Source organism: Pantoea eucrina, from assembly GCF_002095385.1.
Lineage (GTDB): Bacteria > Pseudomonadota > Gammaproteobacteria > Enterobacterales > Enterobacteriaceae > Pantoea > Pantoea eucrina.
The window spans coordinates 1-25,591 of record NZ_MIPP01000035.1 but is presented as its reverse complement, the minus strand read 5'-3'; the positions used below and the strand labels follow the sequence as shown (position 1 = coordinate 25,591).

The window sequence follows — 25,591 nt, the reverse complement described above, 5'->3', positions numbered from 1 at the left end:
GCGCCTGCGGTGCGAAATGGAGTAAAAAACCGGTGCCTGAGCAGTGGAACGATGCGCGTGGCGACCCGGGAAATTACGGCGATGAATCCTACCCGTTCTGCATGAACGAAGCAAAATATACTGGCTGGACGCACGATCTGATTTGTAAGAATCGGTCGTGACGCACAAAAAAAACCGGTCAGCAGCGTGACCGGTCAGGATGGCGTCAGAAAAGCAGAAAATCGGGCCGGGAAATGCCCGGTTGCGCAGCTCCCGGGTAACGCATTAGCGATAGATTTCAGCGCTGCCGTTCCAGAGGCTGGAGTCGCCAGGATTCTGCGCGCCAATGACGCGAAAGTGTGTGGCGCCCATCTCTTCCGCTTTTTGCGACAGCTGGCGGGTGGCGTCATCCAGCGTGCCGCGCACGCCGCTGACCGATATGGTGCCTGCAGGCTGCATGTTTTGGGCATCCGCCTCGCTCAGCGGCGTAGCAGCCAGCGTGGAAAAACTTGCGGTGGCAAGCAGGGCCGCACCAAAGAGGGTAGTAGCTCGTTTCATAAGGATCTCCTGAGTGGCAGAAAATAGCGGGTGACAGGAGAAGTATTGGCAAGCCTGTGCAAACCAGGCCAGGCGGTCGGTAAATCTGTTTAATGTTTAGCCAGATTAATGTCTGTATTGCCGGGAAAGGTAAAGCAGTACGGCACCGGTTGAGCCGTCCGGCCACGCAACATTTACATTTCTTCCATAATTACTCCACGTTTCTCTGATTTACACCGCGTAAAGTAAAGCGGGCAGGCGCCTGCAGAGTGTGCCCGCCTAGCCTGCCAGCGCGCCAGCCGTGCGCTGCTCATATAATAATGACAAGCTGCCGCTGAGGAGTAACAGAGTTATGTCGGACTTTTTTATCGACCGCCCGGTATTTGCCTGGGTTCTGGCGATTTTACTCTGTCTGTGCGGCACGCTGGCTATCACCTCGCTTCCGGTTGAACAGTATCCGGATCTTGCTCCGCCCAATGTCCGCATCACGGCCAATTATCCCGGCGCCTCTGCCCAGACGCTGGAGAATACCGTTACGCAGGTTATCGAACAGAATATGACCGGCATCGATAACCTGATGTATATGTCCTCCAACAGCAGCAATACCGGCCAGGTGCAGATTACGCTGACCTTTCTCGCCGGTACCGATCCCGATGAGGCGCGTCAGCAGGTGCAGAACCAGCTGCAGAGCGCGCTGCGCAAACTTCCGGCCGCCGTTCAGGCGCAGGGGGTTAACGTTAATAAAACCGGCGACAGCAACATTCTGATGATTGCGTTTGTCTCCACCGATGGCAGCATGGATAAGCAGGATATTGCTGATTACGTTGCCAGTAACATCCAGGATCCGCTCAGCCGCATCGATGGCGTCGGTCAGGTGGATGCCTATGGGTCACAGTACGCTATGCGCATCTGGCTCGATCCCGTCAAACTGACGCGCTATGCGCTTACGACCGCCGATATCATTCAGGCGATTGAGTCACAAAATACCCAGGTCGCCGTTGGCCAGGTCGGCGGATTGCCGTCGGTAGAGAAGCAGGCGCTGAATGCCACGGTCAACGCGCAGTCCATGCTGCAGACGCCGGAGCAGTTTCGCGCCATTACCTTAAAAAGCAGCGGCAGCGGTGCAGTTGTCACGCTGGGTGATGTTGCCAGCATCGCCATGGGCGCAGAGAAATATGACTACCTGAGTCGCTATAACGGTCAGCCCGCATCAGGTCTGGGTGTAAAGCTGGCTTCCGGCGCGAATGAGATGAATACTGACCGGCTGGTCCGCGCCCGCGTCGCGGAGCTGGCGCACTATTTTCCCCCCGGCCTTGAAGCGAAAATCGCATTTGAAACCACGCCTTTTGTTAAGGCCTCAATAAAAGATGTCGTCAAAACGCTGCTGGAAGCGATCCTGCTGGTGTTTCTGGTGATGTATCTCTTTCTGCAGAATTTTCGCGCCACGCTGATCCCCACTATCGCGGTGCCGGTGGTGCTGCTGGGTACGTTTACCGTGCTCTATATCTGCGGCTTCAGTATTAATACCCTGACCATGTTTGCCGTCGTGCTGGCCATTGGCCTGCTGGTTGATGATGCGATCGTGGTCGTGGAAAACGTTGAGCGCATCATGAGCGAGGAAGGGTTATCGCCACGGGCCGCCACGCGCAAATCGATGGGGCAGATACAGGGGGCGCTGGTGGGCATTGCGCTGGTTCTCTCCGCGGTCTTTGTCCCGATGGCCTTTTTTGGTGGCACGGTGGGTGCCATTTATCGCCAGTTCTCCATTACGATTGTCTCCGCTATGGTGCTGTCAGTACTGGTGGCGATGATCCTGACGCCCGCCCTCTGCGCCACGCTGCTTAAGCCGCTGAAACAGGGTGAACATCACGGTCAGCGCGGATTTTTCGGCTGGTTTAACCGCGCGTTTAACGCCAGCACTCAGCGCTACGAACGGGGCGTTGCGCGACTGCTGCGCCAGAGTGGCCGCTGGATGCTGCTCTATGCCGCGCTGATCGGCCTGATGGCTTTTCTCTTTTTGCGTCTGCCGACCTCTTTTCTGCCGCTGGAAGATCGCGGCGTATTTATGACGCAGATTCAGCTGCCGCCGGGTTCAACGCTGCAGCAGACCTCCCGCGTGGTTGAGAAAGTTGAACGTTACTACCTTACGGCGGAAAAAGAGAACGTCACGTCCGTGTTTGCCACCATTGGATCCGGGCCTGGCGGCAACGGTCAGAACGTGGCGCGGCTGTTTGTCCGCCTCACGCCCTGGGATCAACGTCCCGGTGACGACCGCACCTCTTTTGCCATTATTGAGCGCGCTACCCGCGCATTTGCCGCGATTGCTGAAGCACGCGTGGTCGCCAGCAGCCCCCCGGCCATCAGCGGCATGGGCAGCTCCTCGGGCTTTGATCTGCAGCTGCAGGATCACAGCGGTATCGGGCACACGCAGATGATGGCGATGCGCGATAAGCTGCTGGCGCTGGCGTCAGCCGATCCGGCGCTGTCGCGCGTGCGGCATAATGGCCTGGACGATACGCCGCAGCTGCAGATCGATATCGACCAGCGCAAAGCGCAGGCGCTCGGCGTCTCGCTGGACACCATCAACCAGACCCTCTCTACCGCCTGGGGATCGACCTATGTGAATGATTTTCTCGATCGCGGCCGGGTTAAAAAGGTCTATGTGCAGTCGGCACCGGAGTTTCGTATGCTGCCCGGCGATATCAATAAATGGTACGTGCGCAACAGCAGCGGCGGCATGGTGCCCTTCTCTGCGTTTGCCACCAGCCGCTGGGAAACCGGCTCACCGCGCCTGGAGCGCTATAACGGCTACGCCTCGCTGGAAATTGTTGGCGAAGCGGCCAGCGGCGTCAGCAGCGGAACCGCCATGGATGAGATGGAGAAGCTGGTGGCGCAGCTGCCGCTCGGGGTAGGCTTCCAGTGGACCGGCGCATCTTATCAGGAACGATTATCCGGCGCGCAGGCCCCGGCGCTCTATGCTATTTCGCTGCTGGTGGTGTTTTTGTGTCTCGCTGCGCTCTATGAAAGCTGGTCTATTCCCTTTTCGGTGATGCTGGTTGTGCCGCTGGGTGTTGTCGGTGCTCTGCTGGCAACATGGCTGCGCGGACTGGAAAACGATGTCTATTTTCAGGTCGGGCTGCTGACGGTGATCGGGCTTTCGGCGAAAAACGCGATTCTGATCGTGGAGTTTGCGAATGAGATCAACAGCAAAGGCCGTGAGTTAAAGGAGGCCACTCTGGAAGCCTCGCGTCAGCGCCTGCGTCCGATATTAATGACTTCGCTTGCCTTTATGTTTGGCGTTCTGCCGATGGCGATCAGCAGCGGCGCGGGTTCAGGCAGTCAGCATGCGGTAGGGACTGGCGTTCTGGGCGGTATGCTGACAGCCACGCTGCTGGCTATTTTCTTTGTACCTCTGTTCTTTGTGCTGGTCCGGCGTCGCTTTCCGCTGCGTGAGAAATCGCACGTTTAGCCGGCATGAAAAAAGCCGCCGGGAGAGGCTCCCGGCGGCTCTATTGATGTGTGTGGTCAGAATCGCAGCAAGGGGGGAAACGCCCTGCTTTCCTCGTCACGCGTTACTTACGTAACATCGCTTCGATAAATTCTTTCCAGTTCCCCAGTTCATATTCAACCATAACAACCTCTCTTATTGTGATGGCAATTGTACGCCGCTTTTTTCTGCAGGTGAATACGTTTCCACCTCTTATCACTATCGGCAGACGCGGGGAAAAGCTGCAATTTTTCTTTTTTGTGCCGTAACGCACATTTCTGCAAGCTTCTGTTCAGAATGAAAAATAATGTTTTTTCATCCTGTAGCACAATTCCGTGATTAAGATAATCCTTACCGGCCTGATAATAAGACAGCGGGCAGTTTGCGCTCAGAATGAAAGCGCTTACTGGTCCTGATTAGCGTTTTCGATTAAAGGCCGCAGATGATGAAAAATGCAGGCAATATCCACTGACGCTCACCGCGCGCACCCCGCTGTGGTAAACTCGCGCGCAGATTTTTTTGCAGAACGGGAAACAGCTATGACAGCGCAGTGGGTGATGTACGGAATCAAAAATTGCGACACCGTAAAAAAAGCGCGCAATGCACTAACCGTGTCCGGCATCGACTACCGGTTTCACGATTATCGCGCGGATGGACTGGATGCCGCGCTGCTGCAGCACTTTATCGATCGGCTTGGCTATGAAGCCCTGCTGAATACGCGCGGTACCACCTGGCGCAGGCTGCCGGAAGCAGAACGTGCCGAGATTAAGGATGCCGCCAGCGCCAGCGCCGTGATGCTGGCACAGCCTGCCATCATTAAACGTCCGCTGCTTGCCGCCCCCGATGGCAGCCTGCTGCCGGGCTACAGCGCCGATCTTTACCACGCTTTTATTCAGGAGAAGTCATAACATGTTCTGTCCGGTTATTGAGCTGGCTCAGCAGCTCATCCGTCGCCCTTCGCTAAGTCCGGATGATGCGGGCTGTCAGGCCTTGCTGATCGCCCGCCTGGAGGCGATCGGTTTTCAGATTGAGCAGATGCATATTAATGACACGCTGAACGTCTGGGCCACGCGCGGTCACGGTGAAACCCTGGCGTTTGCCGGACACACTGATGTCGTTCCGCCCGGTGATGCAAACCGCTGGATCAACCCGCCGTTTGAGCCCACTATCCGCGATGGCATGCTGTTTGGGCGCGGTGCCGCCGATATGAAGGGCTCGCTGGCAGCGATGGTGGTCGCCGCTGAACGTTTTGTCGCTGCGCATCCGCAGCACAAGGGCCGCCTGGCGTTTCTGATCACCTCCGATGAAGAGGCCAGCGCGGTCAACGGCACGGTCAAAGTGGTGGAGCGCCTGATGGCGCGTCATGAACGCCTGGATTACTGCCTGGTGGGTGAGCCCTCCAGTACAGAGATCGTCGGGGATGTGGTGAAAAATGGCCGGCGCGGTTCAATGACCGCAAACCTGACGCTGCACGGCGTGCAGGGCCATGTCGCCTACCCGCACCTGGCGGATAATCCGGTACACCGTGCCATGCCGGCGCTGAATGAGCTGGTGGCCACCGAGTGGGATCAGGGCAACGCATTCTTTCCGCCAACCAGCATGCAGATTGCGAATGTGCAGGCGGGTACCGGCAGCAATAACGTTATTCCTGGCGAATTTTTTGTCCAGTTTAACTTTCGCTTCAGCACCGAGCTGACCGATCAGATGATTAAAGATCGCGTGACAGAACTGCTGGACCGCCATCAGCTGCGCTATACGCTGGAGTGGACCGTTTCCGGACAGCCCTTCCTGACGTCACGCGGCAGGCTGGTCGATGCCGTGGTAAACGCCGTAACGCACTATAATGAAATTAAGCCGCAGCTGTTGACCACGGGCGGCACTTCTGACGGACGCTTTATTGCCCGTATGGGAGCGCAGGTAGTGGAGCTTGGCCCGGTTAACGCCACAATTCATAAAATCAATGAGTGCGTCAAAGCGTCAGATCTGCAGCTGCTGAGCCGCATGTATCAGCGCATTATGGAGCAGCTGATCGCCTGACCGCATATAAACAAGGAGACGGGGCATGGAGTGGTTAAAAGAGTACTGGTGGATCCTGGTGATTGTGCTGATGGTGGGCGTACTGATGAACGTCTATAAAGATCTCAAGCGCATCGATCATAAGAAATATATGGATAACCGGCCGGATTTACCCCCGCATCGTGATTTCAACGATAAGTGGGATGATGAAGATGACTGGCCAAAGAAAAAATAGGCCAGGGGCGCGTAAAAACATCAGGGGCGCATGAATACACCAGGGGCGCATAAATGCGCCCCCTACGGGTTATTGTAGGGGCGGCATTCATGCCGCCCTGGCCGCAAATGGGCGATGGACGCGTAAATACCCAGGGGCGCATAAATGCGCCCCCTACGAAATTGTAGGGGCGGCATTAATGCCACCCGCCCCCTATAAAAACATCACAACGTCGTCGTCGTTGGGTTTGGCGCCGCTCAATGCTTCATCAAAATAGCGGCGCGGTATGGTATAGCGCAGATGATGCAGCGCCCGCGCCATGCTGCGTTCATCTATCGCATGCGGCAGATCGTTCACCACATCCAGCGTCACATCGCCGCCCAGCTCGGTCAGACGCTGGTTCGCCGCTTCAGCATGCTGTAGCGGTACCTGTTCGTCATCATCGCCGTGAATAAGATGAATGGTATTACGCCTGCTGGCGCGTTCCGGCAGCGTGGTATAGCGCCCGCTAAACGCCACCACCCGTCCCGCCAGCTCCGGCTGCGCTTTTACGCCCTCCAGAACCATGGTGCTGCCCTGCGAGAACCCGACCAGCGCCGTCGCTTCGGGCCGGACGCCAGCAGTACGCTGCCAGTGCCGGACAGACTCGATAAATAGCGGCATGACCGCATCGACACACTGCTGCGGCGAGCGATCCTGAGCGGGATAGTCCATAAACCACTGGCGGCCCTGCGGCACACTACCGGTATAAGGCGCACCTACTGACACCACCTGCGCGTCCGGAAACGCCTGAGCAAACCAGGTGCCAATCTGTGCCATCGCATCAGGGTTATCATCAGCGCCGTGGTAAAGCAAAAAAAGCTGAGCAGCCTGCGCCGGCTGCTGAACAACTACATATCGTAAAGCCATACTGACCTCCTGTATTCACTATACGCCGCAGCCAGCAGAGTGATACCGGGAAAATTTGAACAAGAGCGCTGATTTATTGCAACAACGTCAGCCGCTGTTGCCAGGCCTGCGCTGCCTGCGGATCGAGCCGTTCAAGCGCCTCAGCCGTCTCCTGACGCAGCCGCTGTACCACCGCCCTGCGGCCGCTGAGACCAGCGCTGCTGCCCGCCTCGCTCAGCGTCTGTTTCTGAAGCAGTATGGCCTGCATTAACGGCTGTGGTTGTATGCGCACCAGCCGCTGCAGCACCGCATAGCTCGCCTCGAACGGGCGCTGTGCCCAGGCAAAACCTGCCAGCAGCACCACATCCTCTTCATTAATATCCTGCGACAGCCCCGCTCCGTCCGGCAGCGGTAAATCGATGAGATCGTTCAGCCAGACAGCATCGCGCGCCAGACGCTGCGCCGCCTGCGTCTGCAGCAGTTTCCCGGCCGGCGTCAGTGCGCAGATGGCCATCGCGGCGTAGCAGCCGCTGCTCGCTTCACGCTGCGATCCGACCCGCACCAGCGTAAAGCCGCAGGCGTGCCAGAAGCGCCACAGCGCCGCCGTGTAACCAAAGCTCACCGAGAGAAAATCACAGCCGGCGGCCTGGTGACGCGCCTGTGAAACCAGCGCCCGGCCAATGCCCTGCTGACGGCGGGCGGCCGTCACCGCAATGCGGCTGATACGCAGAGAGCGCAGCGTCGCCGCCGCGCTGAAACCGGCGTGTGCCGCCAGTGACTGCGCGACCAGATTACCGCGCGGGCGACGCGTGCCGGCCCAGACAGCCTGCGCCAGTTCTGCATCCAGTCCGCCCTCTTCAACCAGCCACAGGCACCGGCCACGCTCTCTGCTGCGCCAGCCAGCCAGAGCTGCATCCCCGGCGCGTCCAGCAGGCGGCGCAGGTCGAGCGGCGAAGTGCGATAGTGCGCGCTCGCCAGCAGACGATAGCCCGCCTCCAGCGCGGCGGGGTGCGCATCCGGCATCGCTCGGTATAACGTGATTTCTGATGCCGGCGCGGCGCGGTCCGCTTCTTCAAACAGCAGCGCGCGGTTGAGCCACTGCTCCAGTGGATCCTTAGCGCACCAGCGCAGGGGCTCATCCAGCGTGAAATAGTGAACGCCAGGCAGGGTGGCGCAGAAGCGCAGCAAAAAACCGCGTCCGGTGCCCTCGTACCCCTGCACGGTTGTGGTCAGCAGCACACGCGGAAAGCGTGCAACCAGCTGCTGCAGCAGCGGCGCCGGGATCGCGGCTGCCTCATCAACGATCAGCCATGCAGGCAGCGGATCGATCGGCTGCTGCAGGATCGCATCAGGGGCCATAAAGGAAAACTGCTCGCCGGCAAACTGCGCCAGCACCTCTGTTGACACCTTCGCCGGAGCGGTGACCAGCGCGTGCGTTGTATTACGTGCCAGCATGCCGGCCAGCGCCGACTTGCCGCGCCCGCGCGGTGCGGTAACCACCGCCACCCCGGAAGCGATCGCCTGCAGCTGAGCAAGAATAGCCGCCTGCTGCTGTGGCGCCTGGCATTGCCAGCGCGGCCAGACACCTGCGGCCGGCTGACGTACCGGCAGATGCTGGCGCTGCAGCAGCACCTCGTCATCTTTCAGCATCAGCTGCTGCAGGCGATGTATAAAACGGGGCGTGGCGATGGGCTCTGCGACATCGGCCCAGCGCAGGCTGTCCGCATCGGCAACTGTCGCCCAGCTCTCCCACGGCGGCGTCAGCAGCAGCAGCCAGCTGCCGGCGCGCAGCGTACCGGCCAGCGCGGCAAAAGCCTCAGCGTGAAAGCCGTGCCGCGCATCGAACAGCGCATGGGTAAATTCACGTCCCAGCAGCGTTCGCAGCGCTGTCGGGGCAACGTGCGGCGTCAGGTCGCAGGCGCTGCTGAGCGTGATCCAGTCACCCGGCAGCGCCTGCTGCCATAGACCGGCCTGCTCGCGCGCCCACTCTGCATCACCTGCTATAACCGCTAAGCGGCGGATGCCTGCCTGCTGCATCGCCGCCGTGATAACCGCACAGGACATCAGTTAGTGGCGAAGGTGTTGCACTGGCCCGGATCGCCGCCGTCATAACCACGTTTAAACCAGGTATAGCGCTGTTCAGATGTGCCGTGCGTAAAGCTGTCCGGCACTACGCGCCCCTGGCTCTGCTGCTGCAGGCGGTCGTCACCAATCGCTTCGGCCGCGTTAAGCGCTTCCTGCAGATCGCCCACTTCCAGAATGTTCTGCTGCTGCATATAGTGGCCCCAGACGCCGGCAAAGCAGTCCGCCTGCAGCTCCATTTTCACCGACAGCTGATTCACCTGTTTCTCACTGGCGCCCTGCTGCATTTCACGTACTTTCGGCTCAATACCCAGCAGCTTCTGCACATGGTGACCCACCTCATGCGCAATGACGTAGCCCTGCGCAAAGTCGCCGCCTGCGCCGAGTTTGGTTTTCATCTCATCATAGAAAGAGAGGTCGATATAGACGCTCTGGTCAGCCGGACAGTAAAACGGCCCCATCGCCGCCTGGCCGGTTCCGCAGTGGGTGCGCGTCACGCCGCGATACATCACCAGTTTTGGTGGCACATACTGTTTGTTCATCTGCTTAAACAGCTTGTCCCAGGTATCTTCGGTTGTCGCGAGGATCACCGAGGTAAATTTCGCCGCCTCGTTATCCTGCGCGGAGTCCACCTGGCGCTGCTGCACCGGTGCGCTGCCACCGCCGCCCAGCAGTCCGGTAAGGTCATAGCCGTAATATCCGGCCACCGCCACAACGACCAGCAGGATAATGCCGCCTTTCCCGCGCGGCAGCCGGATCTGTCGCCCGCCACCGCCAAAACCTGATGATTCGCCGCGACGATCTTCCACATTGTCGCTTTCACGACGCCCTTGCCAGCGCATGGCCTGCTCCTGTTTATTTATCTTCAGATAGGCATGATTTTAGATGGCGCCAGGCATAATCACCAGCGTTGCAGGCAGGCAGATGACGGATATAAAAAAGGGCCGTCTGCAGAGACGACCCGATAGCACCTGCCGCGTAATGCGGTTTAGTCGAGTTTGACCCCGAGGCGGTGTGCTACAGCTTCATACGCTTCCACGACGCCGCCAAGGCTCTGACGGAAACGGTCTTTATCCATTTTGTCCATGGTCTCTTTGTCCCACAAACGCGCGCCATCGGGTGAGAACTCGTCGCCCAGCGTGACTTCGCCGTTAAACAGACCAAACTCCAGCTTGAAATCGACCAGGATAAGACCGGCATCATCAAACAGTTTGCTCAGCACCTCGTTGGCTTTATACGTCAGCTCCTGCATACGCGCCAGGTTCGCTTTACTGACCCAGCCAAAGGTTTCGCAGTAAGACTCGTTGACCATGGGATCATGTTTGGCGTCATCTTTCAGGAAGAGATCAAACAGCGGCGGACTGAGCAGCATGCCCTCTTCCACCCCAAGGCGTTTGACCAGCGATCCGGCCGCGCGGTTGCGGATCACGCACTCTACCGGCACCATCTCCAGCTTTTTCACCAGCGCTTCGTTATCAGACAGCAGCGCTTCCATCTGAGTAGGAATGCCCGATTCCTGCAGTCTGGTCATAATAAAGTGGTTAAACTTGTTGTTTACCATGCCTTTACGATCAAACTGTTCGATTCGTGCCCCGTCTCCTGCTGATGTATCGTTGCGGAACTCAAGTACCAGCAAATCCGGATTGTCGGTACTGTATACGGTTTTCGCTTTACCGCGATACAACTCAGCTCGCTTTTGCATCTTGTTAACTCCAGACATGAAATAACCCGTGTTCAGCGGTGTTCCACCGCGCGACGACTGCGTGACGCAATCGTTTACCTCGCCGGGCGCCATTATGCCAAAATCAAAACAAAAAGGCCGGAGAATCTCCGGCCTTTACACAATTATTTATTCAGTGCGCCCTGCATGACGGCCACCAGCGCATCGTTCTGCGCCTGGGTCAGCACGTGACCCTTAGGATCGATAAACTGCAGACTACTGCGGTTATCAAGGTCGCCGACCTGCAGCTTATAGTCACCGTTCGGCAGCTCCGGATCTTTGGCGCCAATCGCGTCAAACGCGCTGCTGCCCGGCTGCTTATAGGTCACTTTCAGACTGCCCTGCGAACGGTTGTCATCCGTCACTTCCATGCCAGCACGCTGCAGCGCCGCCGGCAGTCGCTGCCAGGTGACGTTAAACGGCGAGCGCAGGATCAGCAGCGGCAGGCCGGTTTCATCTGCACCGCTCTGGACGTCGATCTGTCCGGTCGCACGTCCGGCGGCAGCATCCTGACTGGCAGTATCGATCTTATCCAGACCGGTACTGAGATCGTTGAGCATCTGGCCGGTATAGCGCTGAACCTGTGCCGGTGACGTTACCGTCTCACCCTGCTGCTGCAGCTCAAGCAGACGCACCGTCAGGACCTGCTGATACCCCTGATTCTGCACGCTGATCTGATAGCGGCCGCGATACTGATTATCTTCATCTGCGCGGTTCCACTGCACCCAGTCGGTGGTGAGCTGCTGCCCGGCATCGTTACGCTGGGCAATCGGGAACTTGTAGGATTGCACCACGTTGACCACCTGTGACCAGATAGAACCGCGACTGCTTTCCAGCGCCAGTACGCCAGTATTACCGGTGAACTGCGCGCGCGTACCGTTCATCAGCGCCAGCGGCTGTGCCGGCGGACGAATATCGAGTGCTTTACCCAGCGCGCCATTAGCTACGCGATGCGGAACCTCATAGTCGCCGTTCTGTATCGGCAGTATTGCCCCTGCCGGCGCGTTCAGATCGCGCAGTTCAGGCGTCTGAAGATAGGACTCATCGCCGCTTACCTGGCGCTTGTAACGCTGATCGCTGGAACAGGCTGTCAGCAGCATCAGAGTGGAGAGACCTGCTACCGTTACCAGCGTCGAGCGCTTAACTGAAAAACTCATTGATTCTCCCTAAATTAACGCAGACCCGCTTTGATAAGTGCCTGCGCCGTTTTTTCCTGGCCCGCGCTGGTCAGCGGCGTCATTGGCAGGCGCAGCGTGTCATCCGCGATCAATCCCAGCTGTTTTGCGGCCCATTTTACCGGAATAGGATTGGGCTCACAGAAAAGCGTCTGGTGCAGATGCATCAGACGCTGATTCAGGTGACGCGCTTCGGCAAATTTGCTTCCTGCGCCAGCGCACAGAGTTCAGCCATTTCACGCGCCGCAATGTTAGCGGTGACAGAAATGACGCCTTTGCCGCCCAGCTGCATGGAATCCAGCGCAGTGGCATCATCGCCGCTGACAATAATGAACTCGTCACCAACCAGCTGTTGGATCTGTGAAACCCGCGATAAGTTCCCGGTCGCTTCTTTAATACCGATAATATTTTTAATTTCAGCCAGGCGCGCCACGGTCTCCGGCAGCATATCGCAGCCGGTACGCGACGGAACGTTATAGAGCATCTGCGGCAGATCGGTGCTTTCCGCAATCGCTTTGAAGTGCTGGTAAAGCCCTTCCTGAGTCGGACGATTGTAATAAGGCGTCACGGTCAGGCAGCCGACCACGCCGGTGCCGGTAAAGCGTTTTGTCAGAGAGATCCCTTCGGCAGTGGCGTTAGCGCCCGTTCCGGCGATAACCGGAATACGGCCATCGGCCAGCTCCAGGGTTTGCATCACCACGTCACCATGCTCTTCATGGCTGAGCGTTGCAGATTCGCCGGTGGTGCCAACAGAAACGATCGCTGCGGTTCCGCTGGCGACATGATAATCAATCAGTTTTTTCAGACTCGGGCGGCAAACCTGGCCCTGGTCATTCATAGGCGTAATGAGTGCAACAATACTTCCGGTGAACATGGGCTATCCCCTCGACAAACAAGTGCCTCATGTTACGTTTTACCTTCAAAGAAAAGCAAGCGAGCCAGCCCATTCCCGCGCTTGTCAGCAGTTTTTTTTATGTTTACCTTATAGTTATTAGCGAACGTACAGGAAAACTCATTTTGTCGCAGCCACAGCCGCATCATCTGGTCATCACTGCTCTTGGCGTCGATCGTCCGGGTATCGTTAACGCCATTACCCGCCACGTCAGCAGTTGCGGCTGCAATATAGAAGATAGCCGTCTGGCGATGCTCGGCGATGAGTTCACCTTTATTATGCTGCTTTCCGGCAGCTGGAACGCCATTACGCTGATTGAATCCACGCTGCCGATGAAAGGCGCTGAGCTGGAGCTGCTGATCGTAATGAAGCGGACAAACGCGCGCGCGACGCCACCGATGCCAGTGACGGTCCGGATTCAGGTAGAAGTGCCCGATTCGCCACGCATTATTGAGCGCTTTACCGATCTGCTTGATAAACATCAGCTGAACATCGCTGAGCTGGTGTCGCGTATTAACCCGGCTCAGGACAATGAACAGCCGGTACTCTATATTCAGATGACAGCACACAGTCCGGCAAACCGGGTAAGCGCACCGATAGAGCAGGCGTTTAATCAGCTGTGTGAAGAACTGCATGCACAAGGCTCAATTCGCCTCTATAGTGTCACCGACGACAGCAGCAATGTCCTGTAATCAGGCTCCGGGTTATTTCGCCACACACTCTGTTGCAGCAGCATAACGTGTTGTGAAATAACCCTGAGGTAAACGTCCGGCCAGCCAGCAGGCACTGCCGGGTGTCATACCCGCAGCATGAACAAAAAACGGAGAGTTGTGATGAATCCACTGAAAGCCGGTGATACCGCACCGAAATTTAGCTTGCCCGATCAGGATGGCGAACAAGTAAATTTGGCCGACTTCCAGGGACAGCGTGTTCTGGTCTATTTCTACCCGAAAGCGATGACGCCAGGCTGTACTACTCAGCCTGCGGCCTGCGTGACAACATGGACGAGCTGAAAAAAGCGGGCGTAGAGGTACTGGGTATCAGCACCGACAAGCCGGAAAAACTGTCCCGTTTTGTTGAGAAAGAGCTGCTGAATTTCACGCTGCTTTCTGATGAAGATCACCAGGTGTGCGAGCAGTTTGGCGTCTGGGGTGAGAAGTCATTTATGGGCAAAAGCTACGACGGCATCCACCGCATCAGTTTCCTGATTGGTCAGGATGGTAAAGTGGAAAAGGTGTTCGACAGCTTTAAAACCGCAGACCATCACGATATCGTGCTTGATTACGTGAAGTCTGCCTGATCAAAAGCGGTGCGCCTTTGCTGCGCACCGCTTCCCGCTATTTCTTACTCTGCGATCTGCCGTTCCGGCGTGGTTTCCGGCCAGGCGCGTACAACCGCTTTTACCAGCGTGGCCAGCGGAATAGCAAAAAATACGCCCCAGAAGCCCCACAGTCCGCCAAAAATGACCACGGAGAGAATAATCACCAGCGGATGCAGATTTACCGCTTCTGAAAACAGCACCGGCACCAGTACGTTGCCATCCAGCGCCTGGATCACCAGATACACCACCATCAGCGTCCAGAAATCGCTGCTAAGCCCCCACTGAAACAGCCCGACGCCAATGACCGGCAGCGTAACGGCCAGCGCGCCCACGTAAGGGATCAGCACCGAAACGCCCACCAGCACCGCCAGCAGCAGCGCGTAATTGAGCCCCAGCACTAAAAAGGCGATCCAGCTGACGACGCCTGTCACCACCATCTCCAGCACTTTGCCGCGAATATAGTTGGTGATTTGCTGATTCATCTCTTTCCATACCGTGCCCGCCAGCCCGCGATTACGCGGCAGCACGCGCCGTACTGCGTTCAGCATCTGCTCTTTATCTTTCAGCAGGAAAAACACCATCAGCGGGACCAGCACCAGATAGATCATCAGCGTCATCAGACCGACCAGCGAGGCCAGTGAATAGCGCACCAGGGATTCACCCAGGCCAGTCAGGCGGCTGCGCAGATTCTCTACGATGATATCGATAATGCCTGCATCTACCAGTGCCGGAAAACGCTGTGGCAGTGCAGCCGCTGAGACATAGAGTTTATTGAGCATGTTGGGCAGATCGCGCGTCAGGTTAATGCCCTGCTGCCAGGCAACCGGCGCCACTATCAGTACCATAATCAGCAGAATGCCGGCGAAGAGTATTAACACGATGCTGGTTGCCCAGCTGCGGCTGCAGCCGATACGCTGCAGCCGCACTACGGGCCACTCCAGCAGATAAGCCAGCACCAGCGCCACCAGCAGCGGCGCCAGCAGCCCGCTAAAGAAAAACAGAATGCAGAACGCCGCCAGCAGGATCGCCAGCAGGCCAATCGCCTGCGGATCGCTGAAGCGACGCTTGTACCAATGAAACAACAGAGACAACATCAACCTTATCCTTTTACTGCCCCGGCACGGCACGCTGCCGCCCGCTTATCGATCCGCACATCAGCGCATAATACTGCTGACCAGTGCGTTATGGCCGGCAATCATCACACAGTTTCGTCCGGCGTGCTTGGCCTGATAGAGCGCCGCATCCGCCTGCCGGAGACTCTCCTCCTGCGTGCCCTGCTGCGGCTGCCAGCAGGCGATGCCCACCGAGAGCGTGATATGGCCGGGCGGATCGATCCAGCTCTCCGCAATGCTGACGCGCACCCGCTCGGCGATAACCCGCGCCTCTTCGACCGTGGTAGCCGGCAGCAGCATCAGAAACTCTTCGCCGCCGTTACGGCAGACCACATCCGTCTGACGGGCGTTACTGCGTAACGTCTGCGCCACCTGCTTAATGACGTTATCACCCGCGCCGTGGCCAAAATTATCATTTACCCGCTTAAAGTGGTCGATATCCAGCGCCAGCACGGCAAATGGCTGCTGCATCGCCTCAAAATAGTCGAGCACGGCGTGCAATCCCCGCCGGTTGAGCAGCTGCGTCAGAGGATCGCTTTGTACTTCTGAGTTAAGCCGGCCGATTTTATCCTGTACCAGTCCGATACCGGTCAGCAGCGCCCGCTTTACCTGCGCCGCCTCAAAGTACCACGCACGGATGCCGCCGATCTCTGCCGACACCCCCTGCGTATCCATCTGGCTGGCTTTCCGCGACAGCTGCCAGAGCGGCAGCGCGATCAGCCGCGCCAGCACAATCGCTACCAGCAGCGTCAGCAGCGCAAACGGCACCGAGTTTTTCAGCACGTTCAGCAGCAGACCGGAAAGCGGCGCCAGCGTGAGTGCCGCAGGCTTAAGCGCCACGACCATCCAGCCGGTACCGGGCACCACAGCGTAGCCAATCAGCTTATTGCTGCTGTTCTCTGTGATCTGCGCGGTACCGCTGCTGCGCTCCGCCCGCTCGCGTTCGCTGATAATCGCCGGCACGCTTTTACCCACCAGCTGGCTGTTCTGGTGATAAAGCACCTGATTATTGCGGTCCAGAACAAAGACCTGCGTCCCGTCGCGATAATATTGCTCGCCCAGCAGCGCATTCAGGATGCTTTTTTTCTTCAGATAGAGCGTGCCGCCCACGTACCCCAGATAGCGCCCTTCGCTGTTCCAGATCGGCCATGAAACAAACACGATCAGGTTGTTTGCGGCTGAAATCACTGCCCGGCTGACCAGCGGCTGCCGCTGCGACAGCGCTTCCCGTGACGCCTGACTGGTGAGCTGCATGCCTTTCAGCGTCAGGGATTCCGGTGAAATCGCTTTAACGATGCCATTACTGTCCACCACCGCAACGGAGTTAAAACTGCTGGTCTGCTCGCGCAGGCGATTCACTTCCTGCTGCGCAAGTGCTTCATCATCAAACGCCTGACCCAGCAGATTAGCGCTGAAGTGCAGCTGCGACTGTGCCTGCTGAAAGAAAAGTTCCGTGGTGGTCGCCAGCTTGGTCGCATAGGCGCGATTGGCTTCCAGCGTGGTTTCAATCAGCACCATACGCTGCACGCGCCAGGTCGCATAAAGCGTGTTCGCCAGCGTAATGACAATACTGATTATTGCCAGCAGCGCGATCAGCGTCCGCAGGTCAGTTTTGGGCCGGATTCGCATCAGCATAACGCTGCCGCGCGGATAGGTTGCTTCATAGATTTCGTGCCTGACGCTGTGGTGATTGAGGGGGTCACTTGTTGTTATGAGAGACACATAAGTGTACACCGCTCAGGTCGTTTCAGCACGGATCATCCTGCTGCTCTGGCAACAGAACTCTGTTTTACGCTGGATCGGTTTACGGAGGGAGGCAGAGAAGTGACAGCGGCCTGCACCGCTGTCAGCGCATGTTACAGCATCAAAAAGGCGTATCCTTCATTCTGCAGCGTAGCAACCGTCGTGCCGCTGGAGAGCGTATGGGTCACGCGGGTATCGATCCAGTCACGCTGCAGCTGGTGAAACGCCACGGACTGGTCGCAGATAGTGACTTTAACGCCCGCTTTTTTCAGCTCATCGATCAGTTTCAGGTTCGGGTTATCAAAACCGTACGCCTTATGAAACTGCTCGTTGTTCAGCGCAGCCGGTACGGCATCGCTGTTGATAGAGACCACAAAGTTTAGCTGATTAAGCGGCACGCCCGCAGCATAATAGAGGTTGGTCACGCGTGCCACGCGCTCCAGGCCCAGGTTAGCCTGGTGAATATCGCCTTCGCTGCGGTTGATCTGAAACACAATTTTATTGCTCAGCCCCGGCGTCGTTGCCGGGTTGTAGTCAGGCGTATTCACGAAGTGAATTTTGCCATAGCCGGCGATTGCCGGCGTGCTCCAGAAGTCAGCAGGCTCCGCTTTTTTATCGGCGAATTTACCGCTGACCTTATCCACCAGCTCAGGAAGCTGTAACACATTGCCGCCGACAAATCCTGCCAGCGCGGCGATAACAATATAAGACGCTACACGCATTCTGTTTCTCCTTAACCGAAACGATTACATCTGCAAAAGGGCATAGCCCTGATTTTCCAGCGTGGAGACCGTAGTCGGGCTGGAGAGCGCATGGATCACGGAACGATCGATCCAGGCGTTGGGATAGTGGTGAAAGGCAACAGACTGATCGCATACGGACACTTTTACGCCCAGCTTATTCAGCGCATTGATCAGCGGCAGATTAGGGTTATCGACGCCATAAAACTGTCTGAAGTGGCTGTCATCCAGCGTGGCAGGCGTCGCATCACCGGTCATAGAGACAACAAATTCCAGCTGATCAACAGGAACGCCGGAGGCAACGTAGAGGTTAACCACGCGCGCAACCCGCTCCAGCCCGAGGTTAGGACGTTTGATGTCACCCTCATTTTTGGTGAGCTGGAAAACCACCTTATTGCTCAGGCCGGCCGCCGGCTTAAATGCGGCATCCGCTTCATAATGAATTTTGCCATAGCCTTCAATGGCGGGCGTGCTCCAGAATCCTTCGGGATCGGCAGGCTCAGCGGTAAAATGTTTCGCTACACGCTGATAGAGGTCGTCTCCTTTAATTATTCCTGCTCCGACCACGCCTCCCAGAACAGCAATCAGGGCATAGCTTACTGCTGAACGCATACATACTCTCCGGCATACACGGCACGTGTATTAACAGTTCATAGGGGGAAAAAAAGTGCCTTATCTATACCACAGCGCATGCGGAACGGCGTGACTGACCGGCGCGGTGTCATCACGCTTTAGTTGCGCGCAACATAATTAGCAGTGCTGATTAAACAGGGAATTCGATGGTCATCGCGGCAGCGCTGCAGAATAGGCTGGCCGGGAAATCGGTTTACTTATGCTTACTGCACGGGTTGACGAACGGATCAATCCTGACCATTAATTTCTGTTAAGGTCCGTTTTTATCCCGCGCTGATGATAAAAAAAGCTGATGGAACAGAGTGATAGTTAAGGCCAGGCCAGCCCTGTTTTTCAGAGAATACCTGGAAAAATCCATGCCAGATTCAATATTTTTGAGCAACTTTACGTAACTTTGAATTTATCGCAGCATAACCTTATGCCTGTCGCTGCATTACTGTTCAGTTTTTTGCGGCAAATCAGCGACTCATCGCTCTGCACGCTCTGTTTTGCGCTTCTGCGACCGCTCTCTTTGCAACCCGGCGGCCTGCGGTTAAGATAGCGACAGAGCAGAAAACCCGATTCACATCGAACATTTACCCTCTCTTCTGTCCGGCGACAGATGAGCATCATCAGGATCGAGGCATGTTAAACCGACTGCGTATCTCTGTACTGGCTACCCTCATTCCTGCGCTGCTGCTGACGCCCGCCTTCAGCGCACGCGCCGACCTCAGTGATAATCTGCCCGATATCGGCACGACGGCGGGTTCCACGCTATCGATTAATCAGGAACTGCAGATGGGCGATTTTTACGTGCGCCAGCTGCGGGCCAGTGCGCCACTGATTCAGGATCCGCTGCTGAACCAGTACATTAATGAACTGGGGCAGCGTCTGGTCGCGCACGCCGGTTCAGTGCGCACGCCGTTTCACTTTTTCCTGATCCAGAATGACGAGCTTAACGCCTTTGCCTTTTTTGGCGGCAACGTGGTGCTGCACGCCTCACTGTTCCGCTATACCGATAATGAGAGCCAGCTCGCCTCGGTGATGGCGCATGAGATTTCACACGTGACGCAGCGCCATCTGGCGCGCGCCATGGAGGAGCAGAAACGCAGCGCGCCGCTGACCTGGGTTGGCGCGCTGGGTTCTATTCTGCTGGCGATGGCAAATCCGCAGGCGGGAATGGCGGCGCTGACCGGTACGCTGGCGGGCACCCAGCAGGGCATTATCAGCTTTACGCAGGGCAATGAGCAGGAGGCGGATCGCATCGGCATTCAGGTGCTGCAGCGTGCCGGTTTTGATCCGCAGGCGATGCCCGCTTTCCTGGAAAAGCTTGCCGACCAGACGCGCTTCTCCTCCCGCCCGCCGGAAATTTTGCTGACGCACCCGCTGCCTGACAGCCGTCTCTCTGACGCGCGCAACCGCGCAAACCAGATGCGTCCGGTGGTGGTACAGTCGTCGCAGGATTTCTATATGGCGAAGGTGCGTGTGCTTGGCATGTATCCTACCGGCCGCAATCAGCTCACCGACGATCTGCTGAATGAGTATGCGAAAGGCAATCTGCGTGAACAGCAGGCCGCGCAGTATGGCAAAGCGGTGCAGTTTCTGCAGGCCAAAGATTTTGCGAATGCTAAACGTACGCTGGCGCCGCTGCTGGCGAAACAGCCGGACAACGTCTGGTTCCTTGATCTGATGACCGATATCGATCTGGGGCTCAACCAGCCGCAGCAGGCGATCGCCATGCTGAGCAGCGCCCGCGGCGGCGGCACTAATCCGGTGCTGCAGCTCAACCTGGCTAACGCTTATGTGGAAGCGAAACAGCCCGCCAGCGCCAGCCGCATTCTTAACCGCTATACCTTTGCCCATCCGGACGATCTTAACGCCTGGGATCTGCTGGCGCAGGCGTCGGCGGCGCAGGGATTACGCGATGAAGAGCTGTCAGCGCGGGCGGAGAGCCTGGCGCTCAGCGGCCAGCTCGATCAGGCCATTACCGCACTGGGGAGCGCCAGCGCACAGGTGCCGCTTGGCAGCCTGAAGCAGGCGCGTTATGACGCGCGTATCGATCAGCTGCGTGAGCTGCAGCGGCGTTTCCGGCAGTATCAGAAAGGATAACGTCAGAGTCCGAGCGTCTCTTTAACAAACGGGATCGTCAGTTTGCGCTGGGCACTGATAGAGGCGCGATCGAGACGATCCAGCGTTTCAAACAGCGTGCGCATTTCACGATCGAGACGCTTCAGCAGAAAACGCCCGACATCTTCCGGCAGTTCAAAACCGCGCAGCCCGGCACGCAGCTGCAGCGCCTGTAATTTATCCTCATCTGAGAGCGGCTGCAGACGATAGATTTGTCCCCAGTCGAGACGGGAGGCCAGATCGGGCAGGCCAAGACTGAGCTGGCGCGGCGGTCGATCGCCGGTGATAAGCAGGCGGGTTTTACCGGTTTCCAGAATGCGGTTATAGAGGTCAAATATCGCCATCTCCCACTCCGCTTCCCCGGCGATACACTCAATATTGTCGATGCAAACCAGCGCCAGATTCTCCATGCCTTCCAGCACCTCCGGCACAAACCAGGTCCGCTTATCCAGCGGCACATAGCCTACCGCTTCATCGCGGGCAGACATTTCAGCGCACGCCGCGTGCAGCAGGTGACTGCGTCCACCGCCTTCGCGCGACCAGAAGTAGAGATAGCTGCCGTGTTGCTGCGCCAGTGCGCCGCGCAGTGCGGCAAGCAGCGACGGATTGTCCCCTGGCCAGAAGCTGGCAAAGGTTTCATCATCAGGTAAGTAGAGTGGCAGTGAGAGCTGTGCCGGCGTGTTCAGAAGTACCTCAGCAAGTGAGCGGGCAGAAAACGGCGCAAGTTTATCACGATCCTCTGCAGAGATGAACCAGGCGTCCCTGCCCGGCGACCGCGCTTAGCGATCCTGCTGCTCCTGCGCCTCCAGCACCACCTCTTCCGGACGTAAGATATTGATAACCCGGAAAATCAGCGCCAGCGCAACGCCGACCAGCGTGGCCAGCGCCATGCCTTTCAGCTCTGCCGCACCGATATGGACTTTGGCACCGCTCACGCCGATGATCAGGATCACCGAGGTCAGGATCAGGTTCTGCGCTTTGTTGTAGTCCACTTTTGATTCAATCAGCACGCGAATACCGGAGGCGCCGATCACGCCATACAGCAGCAGCGATACGCCGCCCATCACCGGCACCGGGATCGCCTGAATCGCTGCCGCCAGCTTGCCCACGCAGGAGAGCAGAATGGCAAAAATCGCTGCCCCGCCAATAACCCAGGTGCTGTAAACGCGGGTGATCGCCATGACGCCGATGTTTTCGCCATAGGTGGTATTGGGCGTTGATCCAAAAAAGCCGGAGAACATGGTTGAGAGGCCGTTGGCGAACATAGAGCGGTGCAGCCCCGGATCGCGGATCAGATCTTTTTTCACAATGTTTGCCGTCACGACCAGATGCCCGACGTGCTCGGCAATCACCACCAGCGCGGCAGGCAGAATGGTCAGCATGGCCGCCCACTCAAAGCGCGGCGTGTAGAAGGTTGGCAGCGCAAACCAGGGCGCGTTTTCCACGCTGCGCCAGTCAACAATGCCCAGCATCGATGAGAGCGCATAGCCCACCAGCACACCAATCAGAATCGGGATGATGGCAAGAAAACCGCGAAACAGCACGGAGCCGAACACCGTAACCGCCAGCGTCACCATGGAGATCAGTACGGTGGTGCTGTCCGGTGCCATACCTTCCGCCGGTAGCAGGCCCGCCATATTGGCCGCCACGCCTGCCAGCTCCAGCCCGATCACGGCGACAATAGCGCCCATCGCGGCGGGTGGAAACATCACGTCCAGCCAGCCGGTGCCCGCTTTTTTCACAATCAGCGCCACAATGCAGAACAGCAGACCGCAGAGGATAAAGCCGCCCAGCGCCACTTCGTAACCCAGCGGCAGCAGCAGCAGTACCGGTGAAATAAAGGCGAAGCTGGAGCCGAGATAGGCAGGAATTTTACCTTTGCAGATAAACAGATAGAGCAGCGTACCAGCGCCGTTGAACAGCAGCACGGTCGCCGGGTTAATATGAAACAGGATCGGCACCAGCACCGTGGCACCAAACATCGCAAACAGATGCTGCAGGCTGAGTGGAATGGTTTGCAGCAGCGGCGGGCGTTCGCTCACCCCAATGGCACGTCTCGTCATCGTATCCCCTTCCCTTCCTGTATGACAGGCGGTTAATTACTGTTTTTTTGTTAAAAAAAAGCCGACTCTCTGGTCGGCTGCTCAAATACTATTTTTTAAAAAATGCTAATGCATATTCTGCCTGCAGGTGCAGGCCGGGCGTTGCTGGCGGCAATAGGTTCGCAGCCAGCGCGGAGCGTACCGGCGCAGGCAATGGTTTCGGGCACTGCCCGGGGGCAGAGCGACCAGCAACATAGCCCGGAGTAAACATTATTTCGTTCCGAAGATCTTATCGCCGGCATCGCCGAGACCAGGAATGATATAGCCTTTCTCATTCAGCCCCTGATCGACTGACGCGGTGTACAGCTCAACGTCCGGATGCGCTTTCTCCAGCGCGGCAATGCCTTCCGGGGCCGCTACCAGTACCAGCACCTTGATGCTGCTGCAGCCCGCTTTTTTCAGCAGGTCGATGGTGGCAATCATTGAGCCACCGGTCGCCAGCATCGGATCGACGACCAGCGCCATGCGCTCTTCGATGTTAGAGACCAGCTTCTGGAAATAGGGCACCGGCTCCAGCGTCTCTTCATCGCGGTAGACACCCACCACGCTGATACGCGCGCTCGGCACGTGCTCCAGTACCCCTTCCATCATGCCAAGACCGGCACGCAGAATAGGAACGACGGTAATTTTTTTACCTTTGATTTGATCAACATCAACCGGGCCGTTCCAGCCTTCAATCGTTACGCGTTCGGTTTCAAGATCGGCGGTGGCTTCATAGGTCAGCAGGCTGCCCACTTCCGAGGCCAGCTCGCGAAAGCGTTTGGTGCTGATATCATGCTCACGCATCAGGCCCAGTTTGTGTTTAACCAGCGGGTGTCTGACTTCCACGATTTTCATGATTATTCTCCCGGAATTGAGTTGAGCTAAAAAAAAATCGCCGGATTATACCGCCTTTTTGCTTTTGCGCCACAGCGGATTGCGCAGGGGGATGGCTGCCTGTCCTGAGAATAGCGGAATCGCGAAAATCTGACATAACGAATATCGGGCGTGAGATCAGACTCGCAAACGTTTGCCTGCGCTGTTAGAATTGCCGCGCTTAATTTTTGCCACCAATCGCAATCGCGTGGGGATTCCGCAGTGACCGACAAAACCTCTCTCAGCTACAAAGACGCCGGTGTTGATATTGATGCTGGTAACGATCTGGTTGACCGTATTAAAGGCGTAGTAAAGAAAACCCGCCGCCCGGAAGTGATGGGTGGACTGGGCGGCTTTGGCGCGCTGTGTGCGCTGCCGCAGAAATATCGCGAGCCGGTGCTGGTTTCGGGAACGGATGGCGTCGGTACTAAATTGCGCCTGGCGATGGATCTTAAGCGTCACGACAGTATCGGCATCGATCTGGTTGCGATGTGTGTGAACGATCTGGTGGTACAGGGCGCCGAGCCGCTGTTCTTCCTCGACTACTACGCTACCGGCAAACTGGACGTTGATACCGCCTCTGCGGTGATCACCGGTATTGCCGAAGGCTGCCTGCAGTCAGGCTGTGCGCTGGTAGGCGGAGAGACGGCGGAAATGCCGGGCATGTATCACGGCGAAGATTATGATGTCGCTGGCTTCTGTGTCGGCGTGGTGGAGAAATCGGAGATCATCGACGGCAGTAAAGTTCAGGATGGTGACGTCCTGATTGCCCTGGGGGCAAGCGGCCCGCACTCCAACGGCTATTCGCTGGTACGCAAGATTCTGGAAGTCAGCGCCACCGATCCGGAACGCGAGCAGCTGGAAGGTAAATCGCTGGCCGATCACCTGCTGGCCCCGACCCGCATCTATGTAAAAAATATCCTGAGCCTGATTGAGCAGGTTGATGTGCACGCCATTGCCCACCTTACCGGCGGCGGCTTCTGGGAAAACATTCCGCGCGTGCTGCCTGACAATACGCAGGCGGTACTGGATGAGCAGAGCTGGCAGTGGCCGGCGGTGTTCAGCTGGCTGCAGCAGGCGGGGAACGTCAGCCGCCATGAGATGTATCGCACCTTTAACTGCGGCGTCGGCATGGTGATTGCCCTCAGCCCGGATGAAGCAGACAAAGCGGTACAGCTGATGCAGGATGCCGGTGAGCAGGCGTGGAAAATCGGCGTTATTAAGGCGTCTGATTCCGCAGAGCGTGTGGTTATCAATTCATGAAAAAACTGGTTGTACTGATCTCCGGCAACGGCAGCAATCTTCAGTCCATCCTTGACGCCTGCGCCAGCGGGCGGATCAACGGCAGCGTTGCTGCCGTTTTCAGTAATAAAGAGAGCGCTTACGGCCTGACGCGCGCGCAGCAGGCGAGCGTGCCGGGCCTGGCGTTGTCGCCCGGCGACTTCCCCGATCGCGAAACTTTTGATCGCCAGCTGATGCAGGAGATCGACGCCTTTGAGCCCGATCTGGTGGTGCTGGCAGGGTATATGCGCATCCTCAGCAGCGCCTTTGTTGCGCACTATCACGATCGCCTGCTGAATATCCACCCTTCCCTGCTGCCAAAGTATCCGGGCCTGCATACCCATCGCCAGGCGCTGGAGAACGGCGATAAAGAGCACGGCACGTCGGTGCATTTTGTCACCGATGAGCTGGATGGTGGTCCGGTCGTTCTGCAGGCGCGGGTACCGATTTTTCCCGGTGATGATGAAGCCGAGATAACGGCGCGCGTGCAGCATCAGGAGCATGCCATCTATCCGCTGGCCATTAGCTGGTTTATGGATGGCCGGCTGGTGATGCGCGAAGGCAAAGCATGGCTGGATGGTCAGCTTCTGCCCGCACAAGGGTACGCCCCGTAGGTATGTCAGGGGCGCATAAATGCGCCCCCTACATTTATCCCCCGCCCCCCGTAGGCGGCGCATTCATGCGCCCATCCCCTAGCCCCCGTAGGGG

General features: G+C 57.5%; 21 protein-coding genes and 3 pseudogenes. 9 read left to right on the top strand and 15 right to left on the bottom strand.

Features of this window, described 5'->3' with window-relative positions; translation table 11 throughout:
- Positions 1–264: 264 nt before the first annotated feature.
- A complete protein-coding gene (locus HA43_RS14280) occupies positions 265–537 on the bottom strand; it encodes a YdgH/BhsA/McbA family protein (RefSeq protein ID WP_071667916.1) in 273 nt (90 codons plus the stop codon).
- A 331-nt stretch (positions 538–868) separates the two neighbouring features.
- On the opposite strand from HA43_RS14280, the gene acrD reads away from it, so the two are divergent.
- Entirely contained in the window at positions 869–3,985 is a 3,117-nt protein-coding gene (gene acrD / locus HA43_RS14275; RefSeq protein ID WP_094111942.1) for a multidrug efflux RND transporter permease AcrD, read from the top strand.
- A gap of 103 nt (positions 3,986–4,088) precedes the next feature.
- On the opposite strand, the gene ypfM is transcribed toward acrD, so the two are convergent.
- Positions 4,089–4,148 (bottom strand): protein YpfM, encoded by a 60-nt coding sequence (gene ypfM / locus HA43_RS19450; RefSeq protein WP_113655867.1) that lies wholly within the window; start codon positions 4,146–4,148, stop codon positions 4,089–4,091.
- 394 nt (positions 4,149–4,542) lie between these two features.
- On the opposite strand from ypfM, the gene HA43_RS14265 reads away from it, so the two are divergent.
- From HA43_RS14265 to HA43_RS14255, 3 genes are read left to right on the top strand one after another with little or no spacing between them, the layout of a single operon-like run.
- Positions 4,543–4,911, top strand: coding sequence for an ArsC family reductase (locus HA43_RS14265; RefSeq protein ID WP_094111948.1), 369 nt, complete (start codon positions 4,543–4,545; stop codon positions 4,909–4,911).
- Position 4,912: 1 nt separating this feature from the next.
- Positions 4,913–6,040 carry a succinyl-diaminopimelate desuccinylase gene (dapE, locus tag HA43_RS14260; RefSeq protein WP_039379515.1) on the top strand — a complete coding sequence of 376 codons (1,128 nt, stop codon included), beginning with the start codon at positions 4,913–4,915 and terminating at the stop codon, positions 6,038–6,040.
- Positions 6,041–6,065: 25 nt separating this feature from the next.
- Positions 6,066–6,254: a YpfN family protein gene (locus HA43_RS14255; protein WP_039379517.1), complete on the top strand. Its 189-nt coding sequence runs from the start codon at positions 6,066–6,068 to the stop codon at positions 6,252–6,254.
- 192 nt (positions 6,255–6,446) lie between these two features.
- On the opposite strand, the gene ypfH is transcribed toward HA43_RS14255, so the two are convergent.
- The 6 genes and pseudogenes from ypfH to dapA all read right to left on the bottom strand — a co-directional run bounded on the left by ypfH (position 6,447) and on the right by dapA (position 12,972).
- Complete coding sequence (gene ypfH / locus HA43_RS14250) at positions 6,447–7,142, bottom strand: esterase (protein WP_094111941.1); 696 nt, start codon at positions 7,140–7,142, stop codon at positions 6,447–6,449.
- Between the two features lie 73 nt (positions 7,143–7,215).
- Positions 7,216–9,185: pseudogene (locus HA43_RS14245) on the bottom strand (tRNA(Met) cytidine acetyltransferase TmcA).
- Positions 9,185–10,045 (bottom strand): KPN_02809 family neutral zinc metallopeptidase, encoded by an 861-nt coding sequence (ypfJ, locus tag HA43_RS14240; RefSeq protein WP_039379523.1) that lies wholly within the window; start codon positions 10,043–10,045, stop codon positions 9,185–9,187. The pseudogene HA43_RS14245 and the gene ypfJ overlap by 1 nt, the downstream one beginning before the upstream one ends.
- Positions 10,046–10,191: 146 nt before the next feature.
- Positions 10,192–10,905, bottom strand: a complete 714-nt coding sequence (gene purC / locus HA43_RS14235; protein WP_094111947.1) for a phosphoribosylaminoimidazolesuccinocarboxamide synthase — start codon at positions 10,903–10,905, stop codon at positions 10,192–10,194.
- 143 nt (positions 10,906–11,048) lie between these two features.
- The gene (gene bamC / locus HA43_RS14230) at positions 11,049–12,080 is read right to left on the bottom strand and encodes an outer membrane protein assembly factor BamC (protein ID WP_071667912.1); all 1,032 of its coding nucleotides are present in this window, start codon (positions 12,078–12,080) and stop codon (positions 11,049–11,051) included.
- A 14-nt stretch (positions 12,081–12,094) separates the two neighbouring features.
- Positions 12,095–12,972, bottom strand: a pseudogene (gene dapA, locus HA43_RS14225) (4-hydroxy-tetrahydrodipicolinate synthase).
- 143 nt (positions 12,973–13,115) lie between these two features.
- On the opposite strand from dapA, the gene HA43_RS14220 reads away from it, so the two are divergent.
- On the top strand, positions 13,116–13,682 hold the full coding sequence (locus HA43_RS14220) for a glycine cleavage system transcriptional repressor (RefSeq protein ID WP_039379528.1): 567 nt from the start codon (positions 13,116–13,118) through the stop codon (positions 13,680–13,682).
- A 141-nt stretch (positions 13,683–13,823) separates the two neighbouring features.
- Positions 13,824–14,290: pseudogene (gene bcp, locus HA43_RS14215) on the top strand (thioredoxin-dependent thiol peroxidase).
- A gap of 44 nt (positions 14,291–14,334) precedes the next feature.
- Here bcp and HA43_RS14210 read toward each other — a convergent pair.
- The 4 genes from HA43_RS14210 to HA43_RS14195 all read right to left on the bottom strand — a co-directional run bounded on the left by HA43_RS14210 (position 14,335) and on the right by HA43_RS14195 (position 18,518).
- Positions 14,335–15,405 carry an AI-2E family transporter gene (locus tag HA43_RS14210; protein ID WP_094111940.1) on the bottom strand — a complete coding sequence of 357 codons (1,071 nt, stop codon included), beginning with the start codon at positions 15,403–15,405 and terminating at the stop codon, positions 14,335–14,337.
- 60 nt (positions 15,406–15,465) lie between these two features.
- Positions 15,466–17,058, bottom strand: a complete 1,593-nt coding sequence (locus tag HA43_RS14205; protein ID WP_094111939.1) for a sensor domain-containing diguanylate cyclase — start codon at positions 17,056–17,058, stop codon at positions 15,466–15,468.
- 221 nt (positions 17,059–17,279) lie between these two features.
- On the bottom strand, positions 17,280–17,888 hold the full coding sequence (locus HA43_RS14200; protein WP_094111938.1) for a DsrE family protein: 609 nt from the start codon (positions 17,886–17,888) through the stop codon (positions 17,280–17,282).
- A 24-nt stretch (positions 17,889–17,912) separates the two neighbouring features.
- On the bottom strand, positions 17,913–18,518 hold the full coding sequence (locus HA43_RS14195) for a DsrE family protein (RefSeq protein WP_094111937.1): 606 nt from the start codon (positions 18,516–18,518) through the stop codon (positions 17,913–17,915).
- Between the two features lie 645 nt (positions 18,519–19,163).
- Between HA43_RS14195 and bepA the strand changes: the two genes are divergently transcribed.
- Complete coding sequence (gene bepA / locus HA43_RS14190) at positions 19,164–20,627, top strand: beta-barrel assembly-enhancing protease (RefSeq protein ID WP_094111936.1); 1,464 nt, start codon at positions 19,164–19,166, stop codon at positions 20,625–20,627.
- Between the two features lie 2 nt (positions 20,628–20,629).
- On the opposite strand, the gene hda is transcribed toward bepA, so the two are convergent.
- The 3 genes from hda to upp form a co-directional block, all read right to left on the bottom strand.
- Positions 20,630–21,331, bottom strand: coding sequence for a DnaA inactivator Hda (gene hda / locus HA43_RS14185; RefSeq protein WP_211049497.1), 702 nt, complete (start codon positions 21,329–21,331; stop codon positions 20,630–20,632).
- Positions 21,332–21,424: 93 nt separating this feature from the next.
- The gene (uraA, locus tag HA43_RS14180) at positions 21,425–22,708 is read right to left on the bottom strand and encodes a uracil permease (RefSeq protein ID WP_094111935.1); all 1,284 of its coding nucleotides are present in this window, start codon (positions 22,706–22,708) and stop codon (positions 21,425–21,427) included.
- Between the two features lie 249 nt (positions 22,709–22,957).
- Positions 22,958–23,584: a uracil phosphoribosyltransferase gene (upp, locus tag HA43_RS14175; RefSeq protein ID WP_039379551.1), complete on the bottom strand. Its 627-nt coding sequence runs from the start codon at positions 23,582–23,584 to the stop codon at positions 22,958–22,960.
- Between the two features lie 240 nt (positions 23,585–23,824).
- On the opposite strand from upp, the gene purM reads away from it, so the two are divergent.
- Both purM and purN read left to right on the top strand, forming a co-directional pair.
- Positions 23,825–24,865, top strand: a complete 1,041-nt coding sequence (gene purM, locus HA43_RS14170) for a phosphoribosylformylglycinamidine cyclo-ligase (protein ID WP_039379553.1) — start codon at positions 23,825–23,827, stop codon at positions 24,863–24,865.
- Positions 24,862–25,497 carry a phosphoribosylglycinamide formyltransferase gene (gene purN, locus HA43_RS14165; RefSeq protein WP_094111934.1) on the top strand — a complete coding sequence of 212 codons (636 nt, stop codon included), beginning with the start codon at positions 24,862–24,864 and terminating at the stop codon, positions 25,495–25,497. Before purM ends, purN begins: the two co-directional genes overlap by 4 nt.
- Positions 25,498–25,591 lie beyond the last annotated feature (94 nt).

What these genes read in the sequence shown, in the direction of transcription:
- HA43_RS14210 (WP_094111940.1), bottom strand. Translation starts at nt 15,405, where the DNA reads ATGTTGTCTCTGTTGTTTCATTGGTACAAGCGTCGCTTCAGCGATCCG.
- ypfH (WP_094111941.1), bottom strand. Translation starts at nt 7,142, where the DNA reads ATGGCTTTACGATATGTAGTTGTTCAGCAGCCGGCGCAGGCTGCTCAG.
- bepA (WP_094111936.1), top strand. Translation starts at nt 19,164, where the DNA reads ATGTTAAACCGACTGCGTATCTCTGTACTGGCTACCCTCATTCCTGCG.
- HA43_RS14255 (WP_039379517.1), top strand. Translation starts at nt 6,066, where the DNA reads ATGGAGTGGTTAAAAGAGTACTGGTGGATCCTGGTGATTGTGCTGATG.
- bamC (WP_071667912.1), bottom strand. Translation starts at nt 12,080, where the DNA reads ATGAGTTTTTCAGTTAAGCGCTCGACGCTGGTAACGGTAGCAGGTCTC.
- HA43_RS14200 (WP_094111938.1), bottom strand. Translation starts at nt 17,888, where the DNA reads ATGCGTGTAGCGTCTTATATTGTTATCGCCGCGCTGGCAGGATTTGTC.
- uraA (WP_094111935.1), bottom strand. Translation starts at nt 22,708, where the DNA reads ATGACGAGACGTGCCATTGGGGTGAGCGAACGCCCGCCGCTGCTGCAA.
- ypfJ (WP_039379523.1), bottom strand. Translation starts at nt 10,045, where the DNA reads ATGCGCTGGCAAGGGCGTCGTGAAAGCGACAATGTGGAAGATCGTCGC.
- HA43_RS14195 (WP_094111937.1), bottom strand. Translation starts at nt 18,518, where the DNA reads ATGCGTTCAGCAGTAAGCTATGCCCTGATTGCTGTTCTGGGAGGCGTG.
- HA43_RS14280 (WP_071667916.1), bottom strand. Translation starts at nt 537, where the DNA reads ATGAAACGAGCTACTACCCTCTTTGGTGCGGCCCTGCTTGCCACCGCA.
- upp (WP_039379551.1), bottom strand. Translation starts at nt 23,584, where the DNA reads ATGAAAATCGTGGAAGTCAGACACCCGCTGGTTAAACACAAACTGGGC.
- HA43_RS14265 (WP_094111948.1), top strand. Translation starts at nt 4,543, where the DNA reads ATGACAGCGCAGTGGGTGATGTACGGAATCAAAAATTGCGACACCGTA.
- purC (WP_094111947.1), bottom strand. Translation starts at nt 10,905, where the DNA reads ATGCAAAAGCGAGCTGAGTTGTATCGCGGTAAAGCGAAAACCGTATAC.
- dapE (WP_039379515.1), top strand. Translation starts at nt 4,913, where the DNA reads ATGTTCTGTCCGGTTATTGAGCTGGCTCAGCAGCTCATCCGTCGCCCT.
- acrD (WP_094111942.1), top strand. Translation starts at nt 869, where the DNA reads ATGTCGGACTTTTTTATCGACCGCCCGGTATTTGCCTGGGTTCTGGCG.
- purN (WP_094111934.1), top strand. Translation starts at nt 24,862, where the DNA reads ATGAAAAAACTGGTTGTACTGATCTCCGGCAACGGCAGCAATCTTCAG.
- HA43_RS14205 (WP_094111939.1), bottom strand. Translation starts at nt 17,058, where the DNA reads ATGCTGATGCGAATCCGGCCCAAAACTGACCTGCGGACGCTGATCGCG.